Annotated in this window: 18 protein-coding genes; 7 read left to right on the top strand and 11 right to left on the bottom strand. The window is 62.4% G+C overall.

The genetic code is table 11. The annotated features are described in order from the left end of the window. Positions 1-4: 4 nt before the first annotated feature. Positions 5-469, bottom strand: a complete 465-nt coding sequence (locus tag QGG57_02765; protein ID MDP7007097.1) for a dihydrofolate reductase — start codon at positions 467-469, stop codon at positions 5-7. Further along, positions 466-1,344: a thymidylate synthase gene (gene thyA / locus QGG57_02760; protein MDP7007096.1), complete on the bottom strand. Its 879-nt coding sequence runs from the start codon at positions 1,342-1,344 to the stop codon at positions 466-468. The genes QGG57_02765 and thyA overlap by 4 nt, the downstream gene beginning before the upstream one ends. A 79-nt stretch (positions 1,345-1,423) precedes the next feature. Between thyA and QGG57_02755 the strand changes: the two genes are divergently transcribed. Further along, a complete protein-coding gene (locus QGG57_02755) occupies positions 1,424-1,552 on the top strand; it encodes a hypothetical protein (GenBank protein MDP7007095.1) in 129 nt (42 codons plus the stop codon). Between the two features lie 9 nt (positions 1,553-1,561). Here QGG57_02755 and QGG57_02750 read toward each other — a convergent pair whose 3' ends face one another. The 8 genes from QGG57_02750 to QGG57_02715 form a co-directional block, all read right to left on the bottom strand. After that, positions 1,562-8,323 carry a carboxypeptidase regulatory-like domain-containing protein gene (locus QGG57_02750; protein ID MDP7007094.1) on the bottom strand — a complete coding sequence of 2,254 codons (6,762 nt, stop codon included), beginning with the start codon at positions 8,321-8,323 and terminating at the stop codon, positions 1,562-1,564. 252 nt (positions 8,324-8,575) lie between these two features. Further along, positions 8,576-9,865 (bottom strand): fumarylacetoacetase, encoded by a 1,290-nt coding sequence (gene fahA, locus QGG57_02745; protein MDP7007093.1) that lies wholly within the window; start codon positions 9,863-9,865, stop codon positions 8,576-8,578. Further along, positions 9,856-10,752, bottom strand: a complete 897-nt coding sequence (locus QGG57_02740) for a hypothetical protein (GenBank protein ID MDP7007092.1) — start codon at positions 10,750-10,752, stop codon at positions 9,856-9,858. Before QGG57_02740 ends, fahA begins: the two co-directional genes overlap by 10 nt. A 43-nt stretch (positions 10,753-10,795) precedes the next feature. Continuing rightward, entirely contained in the window at positions 10,796-11,563 is a 768-nt protein-coding gene (locus QGG57_02735) for a ZIP family metal transporter (GenBank protein MDP7007091.1), read from the bottom strand. Positions 11,564-11,565: 2 nt separating this feature from the next. Next, a complete protein-coding gene (locus tag QGG57_02730; GenBank protein ID MDP7007090.1) occupies positions 11,566-11,808 on the bottom strand; it encodes a hypothetical protein in 243 nt (80 codons plus the stop codon). Position 11,809: 1 nt separating this feature from the next. Next, positions 11,810-12,064, bottom strand: coding sequence for a hypothetical protein (locus tag QGG57_02725; protein ID MDP7007089.1), 255 nt, complete (start codon positions 12,062-12,064; stop codon positions 11,810-11,812). A gap of 85 nt (positions 12,065-12,149) precedes the next feature. After that, on the bottom strand, positions 12,150-12,251 hold the full coding sequence (locus QGG57_02720) for a hypothetical protein (GenBank protein ID MDP7007088.1): 102 nt from the start codon (positions 12,249-12,251) through the stop codon (positions 12,150-12,152). A 274-nt stretch (positions 12,252-12,525) separates the two neighbouring features. After that, positions 12,526-13,269, bottom strand: a complete 744-nt coding sequence (locus QGG57_02715; protein ID MDP7007087.1) for a MarR family transcriptional regulator — start codon at positions 13,267-13,269, stop codon at positions 12,526-12,528. Positions 13,270-13,361: 92 nt separating this feature from the next. Here QGG57_02715 and QGG57_02710 point away from each other — a divergent pair, with 92 nt between their 5' ends. From QGG57_02710 to QGG57_02690, 5 genes are read left to right on the top strand one after another with little or no spacing between them, the layout of a single operon-like run. Next, the gene (locus QGG57_02710; GenBank protein ID MDP7007086.1) at positions 13,362-14,084 is read left to right on the top strand and encodes a heme-copper oxidase subunit III; all 723 of its coding nucleotides are present in this window, start codon (positions 13,362-13,364) and stop codon (positions 14,082-14,084) included. Then, positions 14,084-14,830: a cytochrome c oxidase subunit II gene (gene coxB / locus QGG57_02705; protein ID MDP7007085.1), complete on the top strand. Its 747-nt coding sequence runs from the start codon at positions 14,084-14,086 to the stop codon at positions 14,828-14,830. The genes QGG57_02710 and coxB overlap by 1 nt, the downstream gene beginning before the upstream one ends. Next, complete coding sequence (locus QGG57_02700; protein ID MDP7007084.1) at positions 14,827-16,338, top strand: cbb3-type cytochrome c oxidase subunit I; 1,512 nt, start codon at positions 14,827-14,829, stop codon at positions 16,336-16,338. Before coxB ends, QGG57_02700 begins: the two co-directional genes overlap by 4 nt. Continuing rightward, positions 16,338-16,949, top strand: coding sequence for a hypothetical protein (locus QGG57_02695; protein MDP7007083.1), 612 nt, complete (start codon positions 16,338-16,340; stop codon positions 16,947-16,949). Before QGG57_02700 ends, QGG57_02695 begins: the two co-directional genes overlap by 1 nt. Positions 16,950-16,991: 42 nt before the next feature. Further along, complete coding sequence (locus QGG57_02690; GenBank protein ID MDP7007082.1) at positions 16,992-17,276, top strand: hypothetical protein; 285 nt, start codon at positions 16,992-16,994, stop codon at positions 17,274-17,276. A gap of 13 nt (positions 17,277-17,289) precedes the next feature. Here QGG57_02690 and QGG57_02685 read toward each other — a convergent pair whose 3' ends face one another. Further along, the gene (locus QGG57_02685) at positions 17,290-17,823 is read right to left on the bottom strand and encodes a hypothetical protein (GenBank protein ID MDP7007081.1); all 534 of its coding nucleotides are present in this window, start codon (positions 17,821-17,823) and stop codon (positions 17,290-17,292) included. Positions 17,824-17,992: 169 nt separating this feature from the next. On the opposite strand from QGG57_02685, the gene QGG57_02680 reads away from it, so the two are divergent. Further along, positions 17,993-18,577 (top strand): hypothetical protein, encoded by a 585-nt coding sequence (locus QGG57_02680; GenBank protein MDP7007080.1) that lies wholly within the window; start codon positions 17,993-17,995, stop codon positions 18,575-18,577. Positions 18,578-18,598: the final 21 nt, after the last annotated feature.

The following is an 18,598-nucleotide window of genomic DNA, read 5'->3' as shown; positions in this document are numbered from 1 at the left end:
GCCCTCAGCCGCGCCGCCAGCGCTGCAACCGCAGCGCCGGCTCGTCGGGGTGCGGCTCGACCGCGCCGGCGACCCACCCGTCGGGGATGCGCGGGAAGAGCACGCTCCCCTCGACCGGCACTGCGTCGGGGACCAGCACCAGGTCGATGCAGTCGGCGCAGCCCAGCGCCTCAGCATAGAGCCTCGCACCGCCGATGAAGAACAGCTCCCCGTCGGCGGCCGCGACCGCCTCCGCCAGCGACGCAAAGCACTCCACCCCGTCGAGCGGGCGCGAGGTGAGTACGATGTTGCGCCGCCCGGGGAGCGGCTTGCGTGGCAGCGACTCCCAGGTGCGGCGGCCCATGATTATAGTGTGACCAAGCGTCAGCCGCTTGAACCGCTGCAGGTCGCCCGAATAATGCCATGGAATCCCACCGTCGCGGCCGATAACCCCGTCGGGCGAGACCGCCGCCAGGATGGTCCCGCTCACACCGCGACCTTGAAGGAAATCGCCGGCTGCGGGTCGTAGCCGTCGAGCCGGAACGCAGCGAGGATATCGTCGAGGTCAGAGTCGCAAAGCGCCAGCACGTCGTCCAGCGTTTTGAGGTCGGGGCTGATAGCGAGCCGCGGCAGCTGCCGCGGCTCGCGCTGCAACTGCTCGCGCAGCCCCGGAACGTGGTCGTATTCGCCCATCGAGCCGTCCGGTTTGGCGGTATAGATGTGCGCGTCAACCAGCGAATGGCCGAAGGTGCCGGCCCGCATCCCCGCCAGATGCGCGAAGAGCGAGAGCAGGAAGGCGTAGCCGGCGATGTTGTACGGAACGCCCAGCGCCACATCGCAGCTGCGTTGTGTCAGATGCAGGCAGAGGTGCGGCTCGCCGTCGGCGTCATACTGCACGTTGAAGATGAACATCAGGTGGCACGGCGGCAGCTGGCTCGCCTGCGCGTTGCCGGGCGCCCAGGCAGAAACCACCATGCGGCGACTCGCCGGGTTCTCGCGCAGCGTCCGCAGCACGTAGCGCACCTGATCGTTGAACCCCGCTCCCCCTTCGGCGTGGACCGGGAAATGGCGCCAGAAATTGCCGTAGGCGCTCGGCACGAAACCCTCCGCGTCGGCCCATGGGTCCCAGAACTTGCAGCCATGCTTCTGGAGCAGTCCGATGTGGCGGTCGCCCGAGAGGAACCAGAGATTCTCGACGACGATGTTTTTCCACGAAATCTCCTTGGTCGTCAGCAGCGGAAAGCCCTGTTGAAGGTCAATGGCGTAGTTGACGTTGAACGCCGAGATGGTGTCAACACCGGTCCGGTTCTGCTTGCGCGTTCCGCGGTCGAGGACCTCCTCAACCAGCTCCAGGTACTGCTTCACGCCGGCCTATTTCGCCGCGGGGTTAAGGCGTTGGGGCAAAATTCGAAACTGATAAATAGATATCAAGGCAGGGGGAGGTATGCCCTTCCGAATCGTGGACCACGAGAGTGGCGAAATCATGCTTGAGTCGCCGCACGTTTCCGACCTGATTGAGTACATCGACAAGCATGCCGAGAACTACGAGGTCAAGGACCTCACGATTTCCTGAAGCTCTGCTTCAGCGCCGCAGCCTGAGTGCGAAATAGGCGATAGTCAGCAGTAGCGTCGCGACCACGAAAGCCATCAGCCACGGGAAGCCCTCCGCCTCTTCCGCGGCCGCCTCGACCGTCAGCGCCAGCGGCTTCGCGTTGTTGGTCTCGTCCTGCTCGCTGAAGAGTTCCTGCGGGTCGACCTCGACGCGGAAGCTGTGGATGCCTTCGCTGGCAACCCAGGTCGCCTCGACCACCGACTCGCCCTCGCCGTCGAAGGCGGCGCTGGTCATCTCAATCAGTTCGTCGTTAAGGTAGAAGCCGACCTGTGGGAACTGCTCGCCCGAGCCGGCAATGGTGTTGGTGACGGTCGCCTGTAGCGTCACCTCGGTCCCGGGCTCGATGTTGTCGGGCGCCCAGGTAACTTCGCTGATGCTGAAGTCGGGCGGCGGCCTCTCGGTCGGTGTCACTTCCAGCGCGAAATCGAAGCTGACGTCGTCGTAGAGTTCCTGCCCTTCCCAGAAGAAACGGACGTTGAAGTTGCGGTAGACGCCGGGAATAACGCCGTCACCCGGCGTGATATCGAGCACTAGTTCGCGGCTCTCGCCCGGCCCCACGCTCACATCAGGCGCCCGGAAAATGGCTGTCCAGTTATCCCCGTCGCCTGTTACCTCGACCTGGAAGGTGGTGGTGCGGTGGCCGGTCCCGGTGAAGTTGAAGGTGAAGTTCACCGACTGCCCGACGGCGGCTGGCGCCGTGAGCCGGTCGACGGCGACATCGGCGCCCCGCAGCAGCTGCCGCTCCAGTTCAAGCGTGGTCGCGCTGCCGTCGTCAGCCAGCGCCAGCGCGATAGCCTCGTCGAGCACGAAGATGCGGTCTGGCGATCCGTCGAGGACTTCCAGCAGTGCCGTGAGGTTGTATGTGCCCGGCGGCAGGATGGTGGTGATAGTCCCGTCCGTGGGCTCGAGGTGCAGCAGTAGCTCGTCGCCGGCGCGGAAGCGCACGTCGTCGAAGGCTACCGGGCTGCCATCGTCGCTGGCGACGAAGTGCCATTCGTACTCGACTCCGCGCTCTAGCGACAGGTTGTAGTCGCGCGAGCCGTTGAAGTCCAGCGGTTCGATGAGCGTGTAGGCAGTACCGCTCCCGGAGAAAGCGCGCAGCAGGTAGTTGTCCGGCTTGAGGTAAATCAGGAAACTGCCGCTGCCGTCGGTCTCCAGCGATTCCAGCACAGACCCGCCGGTGCCCAGCCGGATTTCGACCGTCGCGCCCGCCAGCAGCTCGTCGCCGTCCGGGGTTCCGTCGAAGTTGCGGTCGTAGAAGACGCTGCCCTGGAAGCGCGCCTTCCAGGTCGCGGGGTAGTCGAAGAACTGGTGACCGTCGCCGGGGCGCAGCCGCAGTGTGCGCTCGAGGTAGAACTGGTCGGCACCGTCGTCGAGGTAGTCGTCGACGCTGACGTCGTAGCGTGCCGGAACCATCTCCGGTAGCTGGATGGTGCCGTTGGCGTCGCTGGTCCACGTTTGCGACCAGCCGCCCTCACGGCTGAAGGTCACCGCGACTCCGGCGAGGGGCTGCAGCACTCCGTCGGCGTCGCGGTAGGTCAGGTTGAGCGTCAGCGGCAGTGTTTCGGGAATCATGTCGACGTTGAAGTAGGAGCTGCCGGTAACCTCGACCGGCGCGCTGTAGGGCTGGAAGCCCGGCAGGGTGATTTCGAGCTGGTAGCTGCCCGGTTGCAGGTCGAACGGCCCGTAATCTCCGTCGACGCCGTTGCTGCGGGCAATAGCAGTCCCCAGCCCGGAAATGAACATCAGCGTCACGTCTTCGTCGACCAGTTCGCCGGTTGGCTCTGAAATCAGCGCGCCGTTGATGAAATGCCCCTGCGCCAGCGACAGGTCGTGTAACAGCGCCGGTGCCGACAGTTCGAGCGTCGAGAGGTGGCTGTAATGCGAGCTGTCGCTCGCGCCCTCGAAGGTGACCCAGTATTCTCCGGGCGGCAGCCAGCCGTGATAGCCGCTGAAGCGGGTCGCAAAGATGCGCGTTACGTCGTACGGCGCGCTAGTACTGGTGAAGAGCACTTCGCCCTCCTTCAGCTCGCCCTGATGTAGCGCGCCGCCGCCCACTTCCAGCAGCAGGTGGGTCGCGACCTCACCGAGGCTGACCGGCGCACCGGCGAGCGGCAGCGTGAGCGACCCCTGTGCGAAGTAGCGCTGGCCCGCCAGATCGGACGTGAAGCTGTAGACGTATTCGTGCGGCGGGAGCTCGACCGAGAAGCCACCATCCTCATCCGCGGTAAAGTTGAGGAAATAGTCGCCGATGCGGTCGGCCGGGCTGAACGAGAGCTGCGCGCCGGGCACCGGCACGCCGTCGTAAACGACCGTTCCCGTGACTGTAACTGGTGTGCGCACCAGCTGGAACTGGAGCTCGCCCATCGCGAAGTGGTCGTACTTGTCGTTGGGCGGCAGCGGTTCGTAGCCGCCGCGCAGTATGGCGGGCTGGTAGCTGCCGGACGGCAGCGCAACAATCGTGGCCATCTCGTCACCCCAGGTGTAGACTGTCCCGGCGGTGGTGTCGAGCGTGAAGAGCCCCGAAATCGGTATTTCCATGCCGAGGTGTTCCTCGATGAGGATGACGAACAGGTCGTGCCCGGGCGACATCGGCAGGTCGCTCTGCAGGGTCCCGTAGTCGAGTTGCATGCGCTTGAGGCCCGCCAGCTTGTCGTTCATGTCGATGTAGTTGGCGTAGGCAGTGTAGTCGCCCGGCGGCAGCCCCACGTCGTATTCGCCGCGATTGTCGCTGCGGACGGTGACGCGGCCGTTGACCGATTCGAAGCGCAGTTCGGCGTCGCGCACCACAGTTTCGTCCTGCGTCTCCTCGAACTCTCCGTCGCCGTCACGGTCGTTGAAGAGCAGGCCGGTAATACGGCCTGCTGGCTGCATCGCCGCGTCGAGCAGGCCGCCCGGCGCCTCGCTGTCAATCCGCGCCAGCCACGCCGCGTTGGCGTCGGAGTGGAGCGTGTAGAGGTCGTAGGTTCCCGCGGGGAGGATGGTTGTGAAGTAGCCGTTAGCGTCGCTGGTGACTTCGGTCGCGTGCCGACCGCCAACGTGGGTGATTGAGAGATGTTCGTCGGCGACCGGTTCGCCCTGCCAGCTGAGGACGCCGCTGACGCGCGTGCCCTCGGTGATGGTGGTGTTGTGGTAACTCTCCTTGCCTGCGGCGAGGGTGAAGGCGACAGTGTTGTTGTCCCACTCGCTGAACTTGTTGTCGTTGTCGAGTCGCAGGGTGTAGTTGCCCGGCAGCAGGTTGTCGAAGCGGAAGCTGGTCAGCGCCTCGCGCTGCATCAGCGTGCCGTTGGTGTGGTCCTCGAGCGTGAAGGAGACCATTCCGGGAATGTAGCCGATGCCGGGGCCAATCAGCCCCAGCACGCTGGCGGGGACGACTGCGCCGTCAATCTCCAGCGACTGGTCTGCCTGCAGGCCGGCGACGCCCTCGTAGTTCGCCAACTCCAGCTCGTGCCCGTTCAGGTCGGCCGTGACGCGGTATTCGCCCGGCGCGATAGCGTCGAAGGCGAAGCTGCCGTCGGCGCCGCTGTCGACACTGAACTCGCGCCCCGTCGCGGTCTGGGTTGCTGTAACTGGAATCCCGGCAATCGGTTCGCGTTCGCCGGCGTCCCAGTAGAGTTCGCCGCTGAGGCTGGCCGCCTCGACCTCTATGTCGATGCGGATTTCCGGCTGCGTGGCGCGAGTCGCCTGTGCCTCCGAAATCAGGATGCCCACCTCGCGGGCGAGGATGTTGTTGGAGGTGAGGTGCACCCGCTCGATATCGGAGCCGAACTCGCCCATCGAGACCATCAGCGTGTGGTTGCCTGCCGTCGCGACGACGCTGTAGCGCCCCAGCGCGTCGGTGACGACCGAGTCGTGCGGCGTGCCGCCCTCATCGAGGAGCGTGACGGTCGCGTTGGGGATTGGTGCCCCCTCCTCGGTCTGCACGACGCCGTTGATGGTCGCGCCGTCGTAGTATTTCAGGATGCGCAGGCCGTTGTTGGCGTACGCCAGCTTGAAGTGCTTCAGCCCCCAGCCGGGGAGCGGTAGCAGGCTGGTGTCGGCGCCGATTTCGCCGCTGATGCCGGGGATGCCGTCGGTCGCCTCGCGGCCGATATCAGGCCCGGACCAGCCGATGAAGGCGCGGTAGAACATGCTGTTCAGGAAGCGCGGTTTGTAGTCCAGCGCCTGCGAAGTGACGGTGAGGGTGGGGTCGTTCCGCAGCAGCTCGTCCGCCTCCTCGTAGGTCACGGTCTGGCCGTTAGAGAGCCCTAGGCTCACCGCGACGAAGTCGTTCAGCTCATAGTCCGCCAGCGTCACCGGCGCGTAGAGGATACCGGTGTTTTCGGCCGAGTAGGGCATGAGGCGGGTGTCGGCGCCGAAGTAGCGAATCGAGTGGCCGGTTGCCTGCTCGACATCGTAGATTACGTCCGCCAGCTCAGTGAGGGAGGCGGACGCCAGGACGGGCCGCCCGGCGCGAATCGCCGCGTTGCGCTTGTTGATGTCCTCGCCCTCCGGCACCTGCTCGCCAGGGTTGGCGATAATCTGCTCGAGCGCCGTGACGTTATCTTCAGAGTAGTAGGTGAGCATGATTTCGCGAATCGCGGGCGGGAAGCGGTCGCTCTCGCGGTCCACTTCGGGCTCGACCAGCCGGTAGAGCAGCAGCGCCAGCGCATCCTCCTCCGACTGCGCGGTGATGAAGTTGCCCGCCATTTGGTAGCCGAACTGGAAGTTGTCGGCCACGGTCGGGTGCTCGCCAATGTCGATGGCCCAGAAACCGTAATCCCACCACGAGATGAAGCCGGGGCGGTCCTCCTGCGGCAACTCGGTATCCTGCTCCGCCAGCCACTCCAGCCCGTCTATCCAGTAGCTGGCGGGGAACGAGGGGCCGGTGATGCCCATATACCAGATCGGGCTGGCAGACCAACGTCCACTATTGGATTCACAATCAGTTTTAGTAGTATACGTGGCTAGATTACATACTCCCGTGCGGTTGTACATACCGCTAACGCCGTCGGGGTAGAGCGAGATGTTGTTGCGCTGGTCATACTGGTATTCCTCCGGCCGCAGCAGCGAGTAGCGCAAGAAATCGTAGACGCCGGTGTCGTGGTCCTTCTTGTCTTCGTAGGGGACCGCGGCATCGTAGCCGTAGAAGGCGTTGGGCAGTAGCAGCATCCCCACCACGACAAACGCGACGGCGGGCCGCTTGATTTCGAAGGCGCGACGTAATCCACCCAGCCGGTCGCGCAGGCTGTACTGGTCCTCGTCCGCCGCCATGTGGCCGATGGAGAGCATCAGTGCCAGCAGCAGGATTCCGACGAGGAAGCCGACCAGCGGGCCGACCGTGAAGAAAGTCAGGAAGCCGACTAGCAGCGACCCGAGCGCGAGGAACAGGATGCTCGGTCCGTGGCGCCCCCAGTAGTGGCGCCACGCCTCCAGCACGTCGCCAAAACCGGCGCGCTCAATCAGCAGCCAGGTGACCCAGCCCGAGAGTAGCGCCATTACGGGTGTGGCGTTGAAGATGAATCGAATCGCAGACTGCGCCATGTAGAGCGCGACCGCTGCCCAGATCAGGATGAGGAGGTAGTCCTTCTTCCAGAGCCGGTTGGCGAAAAGCTGCCAAGCCATCCAGATAAGCCCGAAGAAGCCGAACCAGACCGAGACGAGGCCGAAGGAGAAGACGAAGTTGGCGAAGGTCGGCGGCTGCGCCTCGGCAATCGTGTCGAACAGCTTGGTCCGCACGAAGTAGCCCTGTCCGCTGAAGAGCAGGAAGCCGAGGTCGGTGAAAACGTAGGTGAGCAGCAGGTAGCCCAGTGTGGCGACCGTTACGGTGCCGCCCAGCACCAGCAGCCACGGCAGGTCGCGCGTCGGCACCAGCAGCACCGAGGCGCCGATGAAGGCGAGCAGGATGTAGGCGGGCGCGTCCCACCAGGGGCTGATGAAGCCCATGCTCCAGTAGTAGGGGAGCGCGAGCAGGATCGGCAGCGAAAGCGCGACTATTCCGAGCATCGCGGTCGTCAGGCTGTCAATCCTGCGGAAGGCGTTGATTACCATCTGGGAAATCAGGTAGATTACGAGAATCACCATCAGGTAGGGGAACCCTTTCCAGCTCAGCGCGACCAGCACTAGTGTCATCCCCGCTAGTCCCGCGTAGCCGAGCGCCAGCCGCTCGCTCTGCAGGAAGTCGGTGAAGCCGCGCTTGATGCTCTCGGCGGAGCGCCAGTCGGCGACCCAGCGCGCGTCGCTTCCCTCGGTGAGGGCGCGCATGAAGAAGAAGAAGGCACAAGTCCCGAAGAAAATCACGTACGAATCGTGGTCCGCCAGCGAGATGGTCGAGTGGGAAATATGGCCGGAATTGACTGCGATGAAGAGCGCCCCGAGCAATCCCGCTTCGCGGCCGAACTGCGCGCGGCCGATGGCGTAGACGGGGAAGACAATCAGCGCGCCGTAGACCGCTGGCAGCACTTCCATCGCCCACCAGGTTGATTCGGCGGCGTCGCCGAAGAAGGGCGCCAGCACCAGCCCCGTAATCGCAATTGACCAGTCGAAGAGCGGCGGCCGGTTGTTGTTGGCGCCGTAGGGGTAGTTGAGCATCTCGTCGCGGACGAGGTGTTCGCCATTTTCCATGACGTAGTCAACGACCCGCTTGTGGTAGTAGGGGTCGCTCCCGCCGGTGAGCTTGAACCCATCCTCGGTCGCGGCATCCAGCGTCCAGGCCGAGCGAATCGTCAGCGCCAGCAGGAAAATTCCGAGCACCGCCAGCAGGCTGGGCCAGTGGACTGGTGTCGACTCGGCCTGTCGCTTTTGCGGGGCAGCCGGAGCAATGGCGGCAGCTGCGCTGGGTCGCTGTAGCGGGCGACTGCGTATGCCATCACGGCGCCTGCGCGTGCTTCGAGCCATGTTGAGTCCCTGGATGCCCTTCGGAACGGAGGACGGAGGGGGCGCCACTCGCTGGTTTATATAAGCGCTATCTCGAACGCGCCCTGCGCCCGGCGTGCGCGCGAGGACTCAGTGCGCCGGCAGCAGCTTTCCGCTGCATTCGCCGAAGCCGACGCGGAATCCGTCGCCCTGGCACCAGCCAGTCAGCGTGACGGTGTCGCCGTCCTGAATCGAGCCGCGCTGTTCGCCCGAGTCTAGGGTCAGCGGCTGCTCGCCGCGCCACGCCAGCTCGAGCATCGAGCCGCGGCTGTCGTCGGTCGGCCCCGAAATGGTGCCGGAGGCGAGCAGGTCGCCGGTGCGCAGGTTGCAGCCGCCCGAGGCGTGGTGCGCCAGCTGCTGTGCCATCGACCAGTAGAGGTAGCGGCAATTGCTCTGGCAGAGCCGTGTCGCGCCGCCACCGTCAGGCGCCAGCCAGACTTCGAGCGCGATGTCGAACGCGCCGTCACCGCCGCCGCGCAGGTTCTCGAGCGGCGGCGGCTCCTGCTCCGGGCCGGCGCAGCGGAACGGCTCGAGCGCGTCGAGCGTCACGACCCAGGGCGAGATTGTGGTGGCGAAATTCTTCGCGAGGAACGGCCCGAGCGGCTGGTATTCCCACTTCTGGATGTCGCGCGCCGACCAGTCGTTGACCAGCACCATCCCGAAGATGTGTGACTCGGCCTCCGCGACGGGGACCGGGTCGCCCGGGGCGTTGCCGGGGCCGATGAAGAAGCCCATTTCGAGCTCGAAGTCGACCATGCGGCTGGCGCCGAAAACCGGCGGCTGCGCGTCGTCGGGGCGCGTCTGCCCTTGCGGTCGCCTTACGGGTGCGCCGCTGACGATAATCGACGACGAGCGGCCGTGGTAACCCACGGGCAGGTGCAGCCAGTTCGGCATTAGCGCATTCTCGGCGCCGCGGAACATGGTCCCGACGTTGGTCGCGTGCTCGCGCGACGAATAGAAATCGGTGTAGTCACCAACATCGACCGGCAGTTCCATCTCGACCGCGTCGGCCAGCAGCAGCGCCGCTGCGCGTAGTTCCGCGTCGTCGCGCAGCTCGCCACAGTTGTCGCGCAGCAGCCGGCTGAGCGCCTGGCGGGTGGCCGACCACGCTTCGCGGCCGAGCGCCATGAAGGCGTTGAGCGTCGGCTCGTGGAACGCTTCGGTGCCGGCGACCGGCGTACCGTCGAACGCGCCAGTCTCGTCGAGCACCGCCAGGTCCACGACGGAGTCGCCGATGGCGGAGCAGACGCGCAGCTCGCCGCCCGCCTTTGGGCGGCAGACGCCGAACGGCAGGTTCTGGATTGGAAAATGCGAGTCGGCGGCGACCGCGACCCACGACCGCAGCTTCGGGTCATTCGCGTCGCCAGCCATCAGAGCCATCCTATGTCGCGCAGGTCAGCCACCGGCTCGGCAAAAGAGCAACTCCCCTGCCCCAGCAGCGCGTTTTCGCGCAGCCGCGCTACATCCTCGGCGCGCACCAGCCGCCCGCGCCACTCGACGCCGACGCCGGTCAGCGCGAACGCGTCGGGCGACTGGTCGGCGATGATTCCCGCCAATTCCTGCCAGCCCAGCCCCGCCGTGTGCGCCAGCATCCCGCCGACGTAAAGATTCAGGAAGCCGTGCATCTCGGTCCCGACGGTTTCGTCGAAGTACCGCACCGGATGGTGCAGCCCGGCGGTGAACTTGGCGGCGACGCCGGCGTCGCGCGCGGCGACGATGAAGCGCGCAACCTGCTTGGGCGCCGGGAATGCGTCGGCGCTCACGCCGCCGCAGCGCAGCTTCGCTCCTGCCCCGGCAGCGGCGAGCGTTGCCAGCGTCGCTTCGAGATGGTCGCCGACCGCGAACTCGTGGAACTGCGCCAGCCCGGCCCCGCGCAGCCGCTCCGCGACTGCCGCGACGAAGTCGGCGGCGACCGGCAGCGGCGGCAGCCGCGCTTCGAAACTCTCGACCGCGACCGCGTCGCCGTGCGCAGCGCGAAAGCTTTTGATGGCGGCGAGGTCGGCGTCAATATTCTTTAAATATTCGTCTTCGGAACGACCGCCCTTCCCCAGCGCGGCGATTCGCAGTGTTTCCGGGAACGCCCTGAGGTGCGGTTCCAGCTCGCCCAGCCGCTGCGCCGGGATGATGAAGCGCCCCAGCATCCACGCTTCCGCGTCGCCGAGGTGCGCAGCGTATTCGCGCACCGCATCGTCCAGTGGGAGCTGCGCCGGCGGGAAGAGTCCGGCGTAGTCGACCATCCCGGCCAGCAGCGCGCGTGCGGGTCGCATCTCCGCTGACTTCAGGCGGGCGGTATTAGGCTTTCAGGCGGCGCTAATGCCCCGGCCCGAGCAGCGCGACTATCAGCACCAGCAGCATCCCCAGGATGACGAAGCTGGTTGGTGACTCGCCTTCGTGGTCGTGGCTGTGCACTTCGGGCAGCACGTCGACCGTTGCGACGTAGAGGAACGTGCCGGCCGAGAAGAGCAGTGCCAGACCCACGTTGTCGTCGCTTGCTAGCGCGCTGTCGCGCAGCGTGTAGAAGGCGAGGATTGCGGCAATCGGCGACGTCAGCGCAAAGAGCAGCAGGTAGAGCCGCGACCGCGCCGGCCCGGTCTCGATGTGCGCCAGGAAGGAGGCGAGCCCGAAGGCGGTCGGCCCCTTGTGGAGCATGATGGCGGCGAAGACAATCAGACCCGTCTCGGTGCTGCTGGTGACCGAGGCGCCTAGCGCCAGCCCGTCGGCCGAGGCGTGGATGATCAGTCCGATGGTTGCCGAGAGGCTCAGCAGCTCGCGGTCCGCCTCGTGGTGGACTGCGTGCGGCAGCCCGAAGAACTCGAGCAATAGCATCAGCGTGAAGCCGGCCAGGATTGCGCCACCAAGGAACAGCGGCGCGATTCCGGCTGCCGCGCCCAGCGTCAGCTCCAGCCCCTCGGGGATGATGACCAGGAAGGCGGAGCCGACCAGCACCCCGGCACCGAGCGCCATGAACTGCTCCAGCCGCGCGTGGGAAAAGCGGAAGCCGAGCGGGATGTAGCCGAACGCCAGCGCGCCGGCGAACATGATGGCCGCCAGCAGAAAGAGAAAGGTCTGGTCGTCCATCGTCAACAGGTCACGCAGTGGCAGCCGCAATCCGCCTCGGCGTCAGCGTGCTTGTGGTCGAACTCGCACTCCGGGTAGAGCTCGTCAACCGCCCCGCGGTCGAGCGCCCAGCGCAGCAGGTCCGAAATCAACCGCGAGCGGTTGATGCCCTGGATTTCTCCCTTCCAGCCGTCCAGCTGCTGTACCAGCGCCGCCGGCAGGTCGGCCGAGACCTTGGTAATCGCGTAGTGCGAGCGGCGGCCCATGCTAGCAGCAGCTCCCACAGCAGTCGGCTGTAGCCTCGCCTTCGTCGGCCGCGAGCGTCACCCCGCTCTCCGGCGCGTAGGACGCGACGGAAACCGCGTCGGGGTAGTAGCCTTCGGGATAGGTCGGGCAGACTGCGGTGTACTCTTCGGTCCGCTTCAGCACCTGCCCGGAGAATTTTCGCGCCTGCATGAACTCGAGCGCCTCCTCGACTGAATCGAAGGGCTTCGAGCAACTGGTGTAATTCCATTCGCTCATGGAATGGCCGATACAATGTATTATAAAAAGATTATGATTGTAATCTGATTGTATTATTTATGCAATAAATATGGCGTAAGGGCCATCAGGCGCTGAAGTCGAGCAGGTAGAGGATAGTGCCGACCAGCAGTGCCGGGACAGTGGTATGGATAGTCGCCCAGAGCGACGCCATGCGATTGCGCGCCAGCAGCGGAAAGAGCGCATCGCCATCCTGTGAGATAGCGTGTGCCGCCAGTGCCGGGAGTCAGCCCCATCAGTGCACCAGTCAGTGGCTGCCAGCGCCTTTTTCGTTGCAGTAATTCAACTAGTCCACCTGCCGTGCGGTACTGGATTCAGGAGAAGAGCAGCACCATTACCGCTACGAAAACTGCAACCTGCCGGAACGCATCTCGCATTGAAACCAGCAGGATTTCTAGCAGCGGGTTCATGGAACGGTTTCCGGAAGGTCGGCGAACTAGGTCTCACCAGGGGGGCTCGACCTTGAACAGGCAGTGGTCGTGCCCGGTGCCGTGGCAGGCGAATTCACGGACTTTCCAGTCACCACCGATGGAGTTCGAGAGGACACCCTCCATGATGCCTTCGTCGAGAGCGCAGAGCGGCTTGCCCACATCGGGGACGCCGGTGCAGTCGTAGTTTCCGTCTATGCGCAGGACCAGTGGATTATCCTGATGTTTCTCGATGAGCCCCATCTTGTTATCCTCCCAGAGCGTTGCAAGACTCTCAATCACGGCATCCAGTTCCGCACTGCTGTCAAGGCTTTCCGCCATCTGGATTCCGATATCGTGCCCCACTTCGCGCAGCATCGAGTCGAGCGAGAGTCCCCATGATTGGGTAACGTAGCGCAGGCCGTGGTTGATGCGCTCCATCAGTGGTGCATCATTGGCCAGTCCATTGCGGACGGTCTGGGTAAAATAGCTGGAGAAGGCATTAGTGGGTCCTCCACCCGTGGCAGCGAGCCGCCCTGTGAGGTGATAGACCTTGCGCCGGGAGTCCGCGGGGTCTACCGATGACCTAACCAGACTCGCCGCTTCCAGTTCAAGCAGGTGACGCGCAGTCGTAGACTGCGCTCGCCCAATCGAGGCCATGACTTCCCGCTGGGTCCGCGGGCTGTCCTTGAGCAAGTTCAGGATTCCCCGCTTGATGGGACTGGTGATGGGCTTCAGCCCCCGAGGCGTGTTGTAGAGGTCGAAGTCGTCTCCATTCATTTTCTAGATAAGTGAACATAAAACCAAACCTATAAATAGGTATGTATTGGTAAGAACGTATAGTTACGTTGTTTAAGAGGTAATGCTCAACCATGAGTTCGAATCTCGACCCAGAAAACGAGCATGACAGCTTCCAACCAATCCTAGTTGCGTTAGCTATCGCGCTGCTACTAGCCGGACTCCTAGCATGGCCCTTGCTACCACTAGGTTTGGTCATAATAGTATATGGGCTCTGGCACTGGATTGGCGAAGAAGTAGAACTATGGTCCTGGAGTAAAACGGGTGGATGGAGAGATGGTTACTACGCTACGATAATCATCGTTATCACGGAGGCTCTGGTGTTCCTAGTCTTCTTCACATTCTGGTTCTGGGCCCGCCATTATTCGGCTGATTCTTGGCCTCCTGAAACAGTCGAATTCGATATGCCTTTTGTTGGATTAACTTCCCTCTTCCTGTTCCTAAGTGCCTACACGGCTCACCGGTCACTTAGCGAGTCCTCTGATTCAATGTGGTTGCCAGTCACAATCCTACTGGGCGCACTTTTCCTAATCGGGCAGGGCTACGAATACTTCACACTCTATGAGGCTGGACTGACGCAGGAATCCAGTTTCGGGACCGCCTTCTTCGCGCTTACCGGCCTGCATGGCCTACACGTGCTGGTGGGTATCGTGGTCCTCAGCATCCTGCACTGGCTGGCAAGGACGGATTCGCTCCACAAGGAAACGCAACTGCCGGAGAGCATCGTGCTCTACTGGCACTTCGTTGATGCAGTCTGGGTGTTCATTCTTCTTTTCGTCTACCTGGAGGTACTCTAATGAGGAGAATTACACTCGCCATTGCCAGCGCACTCGGTGTCATAATCCTGCTTGCAGGCGAGGTTACTGCCTGCGCATCCTGTGTTAGCACCGGTACAACCGGTGTTCATGCCGAGAAGTATGACAGGCTGTTCAGCATCTATACCCTGATTGGTGGTATCGTCACCCTCGTAGTGTATGGCTGGATGGGCTGGCTCCTATTCAAGTTCCGCGCCAAGGAGGGAGATTTCGAACCTGCTGATGCCCCTAAGCTGGGCGAAATCCCCAAGCACCGGGGAGACCCGGCCTGGACTTGGGCAGTTACAGCTGGCATATTCGTCATCCTGATGGGGCTCACAATTGGAACGATTGACATGGTCAACTTCTACGAGAACCCGGATGAAGGCATGGCGAGCAGACAGGTAACTGTGAAAGTGACTGGCGCGCAGTACTTCTGGGAGTTCGAGTACCCCAGCGGCAATAAGTCATACGACACCCTCACAGTGCCAACCGACACCACGGTCATTCTGGAGGTGACCTCGGATGACGTCTGGCATAATTTTGCCGTTCCTGCCCTGCGGCTGAAGATTGATGCCATTCCAGGCGACACAGAGCCGAACGTAATCTGGTTTGATGCATCTAATACCGGAGAATATCCCATTTACTGCATGGAACTCTGTGGCGCAGATCACGCCGATATGAAAGGCACTCTGGTGATTGTAGAACCAGATGACTACACCAATCTCTATGATGGAGGGTCAGCATGAACACAGTCGTACTGAAGCGATGGCTCTCAACCACCAACCACAAGGATGTCGGCTTGATGTATTTCTTCGCCACACTCCTGTTCGGATTTATCGGCCTCGCGCTCTCGCTGCTGATTAGGCTACAGCTCTACCAGCCCAATAGTGGGACGGCCCTGCTCGACTGGGGACCGGGAGAGCCAGGTGAGTTCTACAACTCAATCGTAACCATGCATGGTGCCGTGATGGTGCTCTTCTTCGCGTCACCGCTTTCCTTCGGTTTCGCGAACTACATGGTCCCATTGCAGATCGGGGCGAAGGACATGGCGTTCCCGCGACTGAACGCGTTCAGCTTCTGGGCGTTCCTGCTCGGAGGGCTGGTAGCTGCTTCGGGATTCCTGCTAGGTGGGGCCGCCGACGTGGGCTGGACCTTCTATTCGCCGCTGACCTCACTCGAGTACAGTCCCGGCAATGGAGTTAACCTGGCTGGCGCGGGGCTGGTACTGCTGGTGATGTCGGTGACGGCTTCAACCATCAATTTCATAGTCACAATCCTGAACCACCGCAAGCCGGGAATGAGCCTCTGGGACATGCCGATTTTCACTTGGACCATGCTGTTCACGGTGGTGCTAATGCTGGTGATTTTCCCGGCCCTGCTAGGAGCACTGCTGATGCTGGTCGGTGACCGCATCTTCGGGACGATGTTCTTCGCGGACTCGACGAATGGCGCAATCCTGTGGGGGCACCTGTTCTGGTTCTTTGGCCATCCTGAGGTTTACGTGGTGCTGATGCCGGAACTGGGGATTGTAGCTGAGATAATTCCAGTATTTGCCCGCAAGCCGCTCTATGGCAAGCGCTACATCATCTATTCGCTCATTGTCGGAACGGCCCTCAGTGTTATCGTCTGGGTCCACCACATGTTCATCACTGGCATTGACCCGCTATTGAGGGAGTTCATGAGCGTGACCACCGAGCTGATTTCGATTCCGTTCGGAGTGTTAATGATTTGCCTGATAGCAACGCTGTATGGCGGGAGAATCACTTTCCCCACTGCCAACCTGTTTGCTCTGGGTGCTGTGGCCGTATTCGTCATCGGGGGCGTGACAGGCGTATTCCTGTCATCAGCCGCAATCGACTACCACCTGAGGGGGACCTACTATATTGTAGCACATTTCCACTACACGCTAGGCGCCGTAGTAATGGGTGTCGTGGGTGGAATTTACTACTGGTTCCCTCGGATGTTCGGTCGGTTCCTGGACGAAAAGCTGGGCAAAATCCACTTCTGGGGCACAGTGCTCGGGCTCCTGCTTTTCGCTTCACTCTTCGTGCTGACTGACATGCCTCGCCGCGTCTACATCTACGATGAGGTGACCTGGGAACTCTACAACCTCGTGGCCACAATTGGCGCCGTAATTGCCTTCTTGGCACAGCTGGTTTTCCTCTATAACCTTGTCAGGAGTTTGAGTCACGGCGAGCAAGCAGGTAGCAACCCCTGGGGCGCCAGCACACTGGAATGGAGTGATTCTGATTGATGGATGAAGTCCCACTCCGGGGCACTGTGCTAGCTTGGGTCCTGATAATTGCTGTGGCAGTTATCACGTTCCCGGACGCTAGTTCCTACAGTGGTGGGATTTCGGTTGATGACTCAAAGAGTGGATGCATCTGCCACAGTAGCTCGCCAGCCAGTGACCTCATGGTGACGCTTTCGGGACTGCCCGCTACGTATGACGCTGGAGTCCGCTACAATCTGACAGTCGCGCTGTCTGGTGGTCCCGAGGTCACGTCTAATCCGACGAACCAGGGAGGCTTCAACCTCGAGGCAAGCGCTGGTGACCTTTCTTCAGTAGATTCGAACACACAGGAAAAAGAGGATGGCTCGCTGACCCACAACTCTGAGGGCAACGACCAGCGGAGCTGGAAAGTTGAGTGGGTGGCGCCTGCTGATGATTCGTTACGTGTATCGTTTACGCTGAGAGGGAACGCCGTGAATGGTGACGGCGAAGCGAGTGAAGAAGACCACTGGAATGAAGCTGAATACACGTCAAAGGGCAGTGGCTACGAAGAGGAAAGCCCGGGCCTGTCGACAATCCTCACCATTGCCCTGCTGCTGGGAATTGCCTGCCGGCGCAGGTTACGCTACTGAACGTCTTTCAACAGGAAAACTATGAGCCAAACGCAAAGAATATTGAAGAGCAAGCATGTGCCAGCACGCGTCTTCGACAAGGTCTTCATGTCATTCGGCTGGTTCAAGGTCAATAACGAACTGCCGCTGGAGCTGGGCGCGACCGTCGCGGAAGATGGCACCATTTTTACTGATGCTGACTGCCGGGTACTCGATGGGCAGGGCGGCGCCCCGCTCGACCGCTTCTACGCTATCGGCGATATCCGGCACGAGACCTGGGACCAGATACCGAGCGCGTGGGCTGACGGCGAGACCGCCGCTATCCACGCCTGGGCCAAGTGGCTCTAGTCCGCTCCCGGCTCTAACCCAGGTGCAGCGCCAGCGTGACCAGCAGCGCCACCGTCACCCAGCGCTGGACGTGTGCCAGCCGCGCCTGCTTGCGCAGCGGGCGGCTGACCCAGTCAGGCGGCAGCCGGCGCCAGAGCAGGATTCCGGTGACCGAGAGATACGCCATCGTTGCCAGCGCCAGCAGTCCGCTGAGCGAGTCGCCCTCCAGCCAGCCCTCCGACTGCGCCATCAGCCAGCCGTGGTAGCCTGCCAGCGCGGTGGCGCCCACCATCAGCCACATATGGCCGTTTAGCGCCAGCTTCAGCAGCGCCCCGTAGCGCTTGCGCTCCAGCCCCGCCATGAAGAGCCGGTCACGCACCAGCCGCTGCCGCACGACGACGTAGATGAAGCCGGCGCCCAGCATCCAGGCGGCGACTTCGCCCGAGCCTTCGCCAGCGTCGCCGCCTTCGTCGTCATCGCTTTCGTCGTCTTCACCCTCGTCGGCAGCAGCGAACGAGCTGAGCAGGAGCAGGGCTGCCAGTAGTGGCAGGAGCCGGGCAATCTTCATGGTTCTGTTCAAGGGGACTGGCCTATAGGATTTGGGGTGTTCCGGGGGGAATTCCTGAGGTATGGATATTTCGGGTTTTGTCCTAATATTCGGGTTTTGTCCCTGAAGTCCTTTATTAGCAGCCGGGGTGTTACACTTGGAGTCAGGTAGTCTGGCTCCAGAGGCAAAAATGAACCGCAAAACCTACCTGACAGCGCTTATGTCGCTGAGCATAGCTGGCCTTCTTGGCCTGACCGCCGTAGGCGGAGACTGGATATCGCCCGGAGATACCATATTCCCGGACGATGGGACGAACTCTTCCCAGATAACACCCCAGACCAGCTCAGCCCCGGATTACAGTAATGTAATTGGCGGCTCGACCGAGACATCAAACACAACCGGCGGCTCTACCTGGAATAGCGGTAGCACTTCTGACGGGTCTAACTCCACATCTGGCAGCGACGATGACGAAGATGACGATGAGGAAGACGACGAGGATGATGAGTACGAGGACGACGAAGAAGATGAAGAGGATGGCGACAGCGATTCTAGCGATTCTAGCGACGAGCAGGGTGGCGAGGAGAACGATGACTCCAACGAGGACGACAGCGACTCTGGAGACGGAGACGACGACGTGGAACAGGAAGGGCGCGTGCGAACCTATGCCTTGCGCAGCCCGGACCGGGTGGTCAACAACCTGATCACCTATCAACCTTCTTTCGTCGACCGCATGGTTGACCGCTTCCTGGAAACCTGGCTGGAAGCGCACAGGTAATACCGGAGGCCACAATCTGCC

It is taken from the genome of Candidatus Poseidoniia archaeon (assembly GCA_030748895.1).
In the GTDB taxonomy this organism is placed as follows: Archaea; Thermoplasmatota; Poseidoniia; order MGIII; family CG-Epi1; genus UBA8886.
This window is presented reverse-complemented; position numbering and strand designations above follow the sequence as displayed.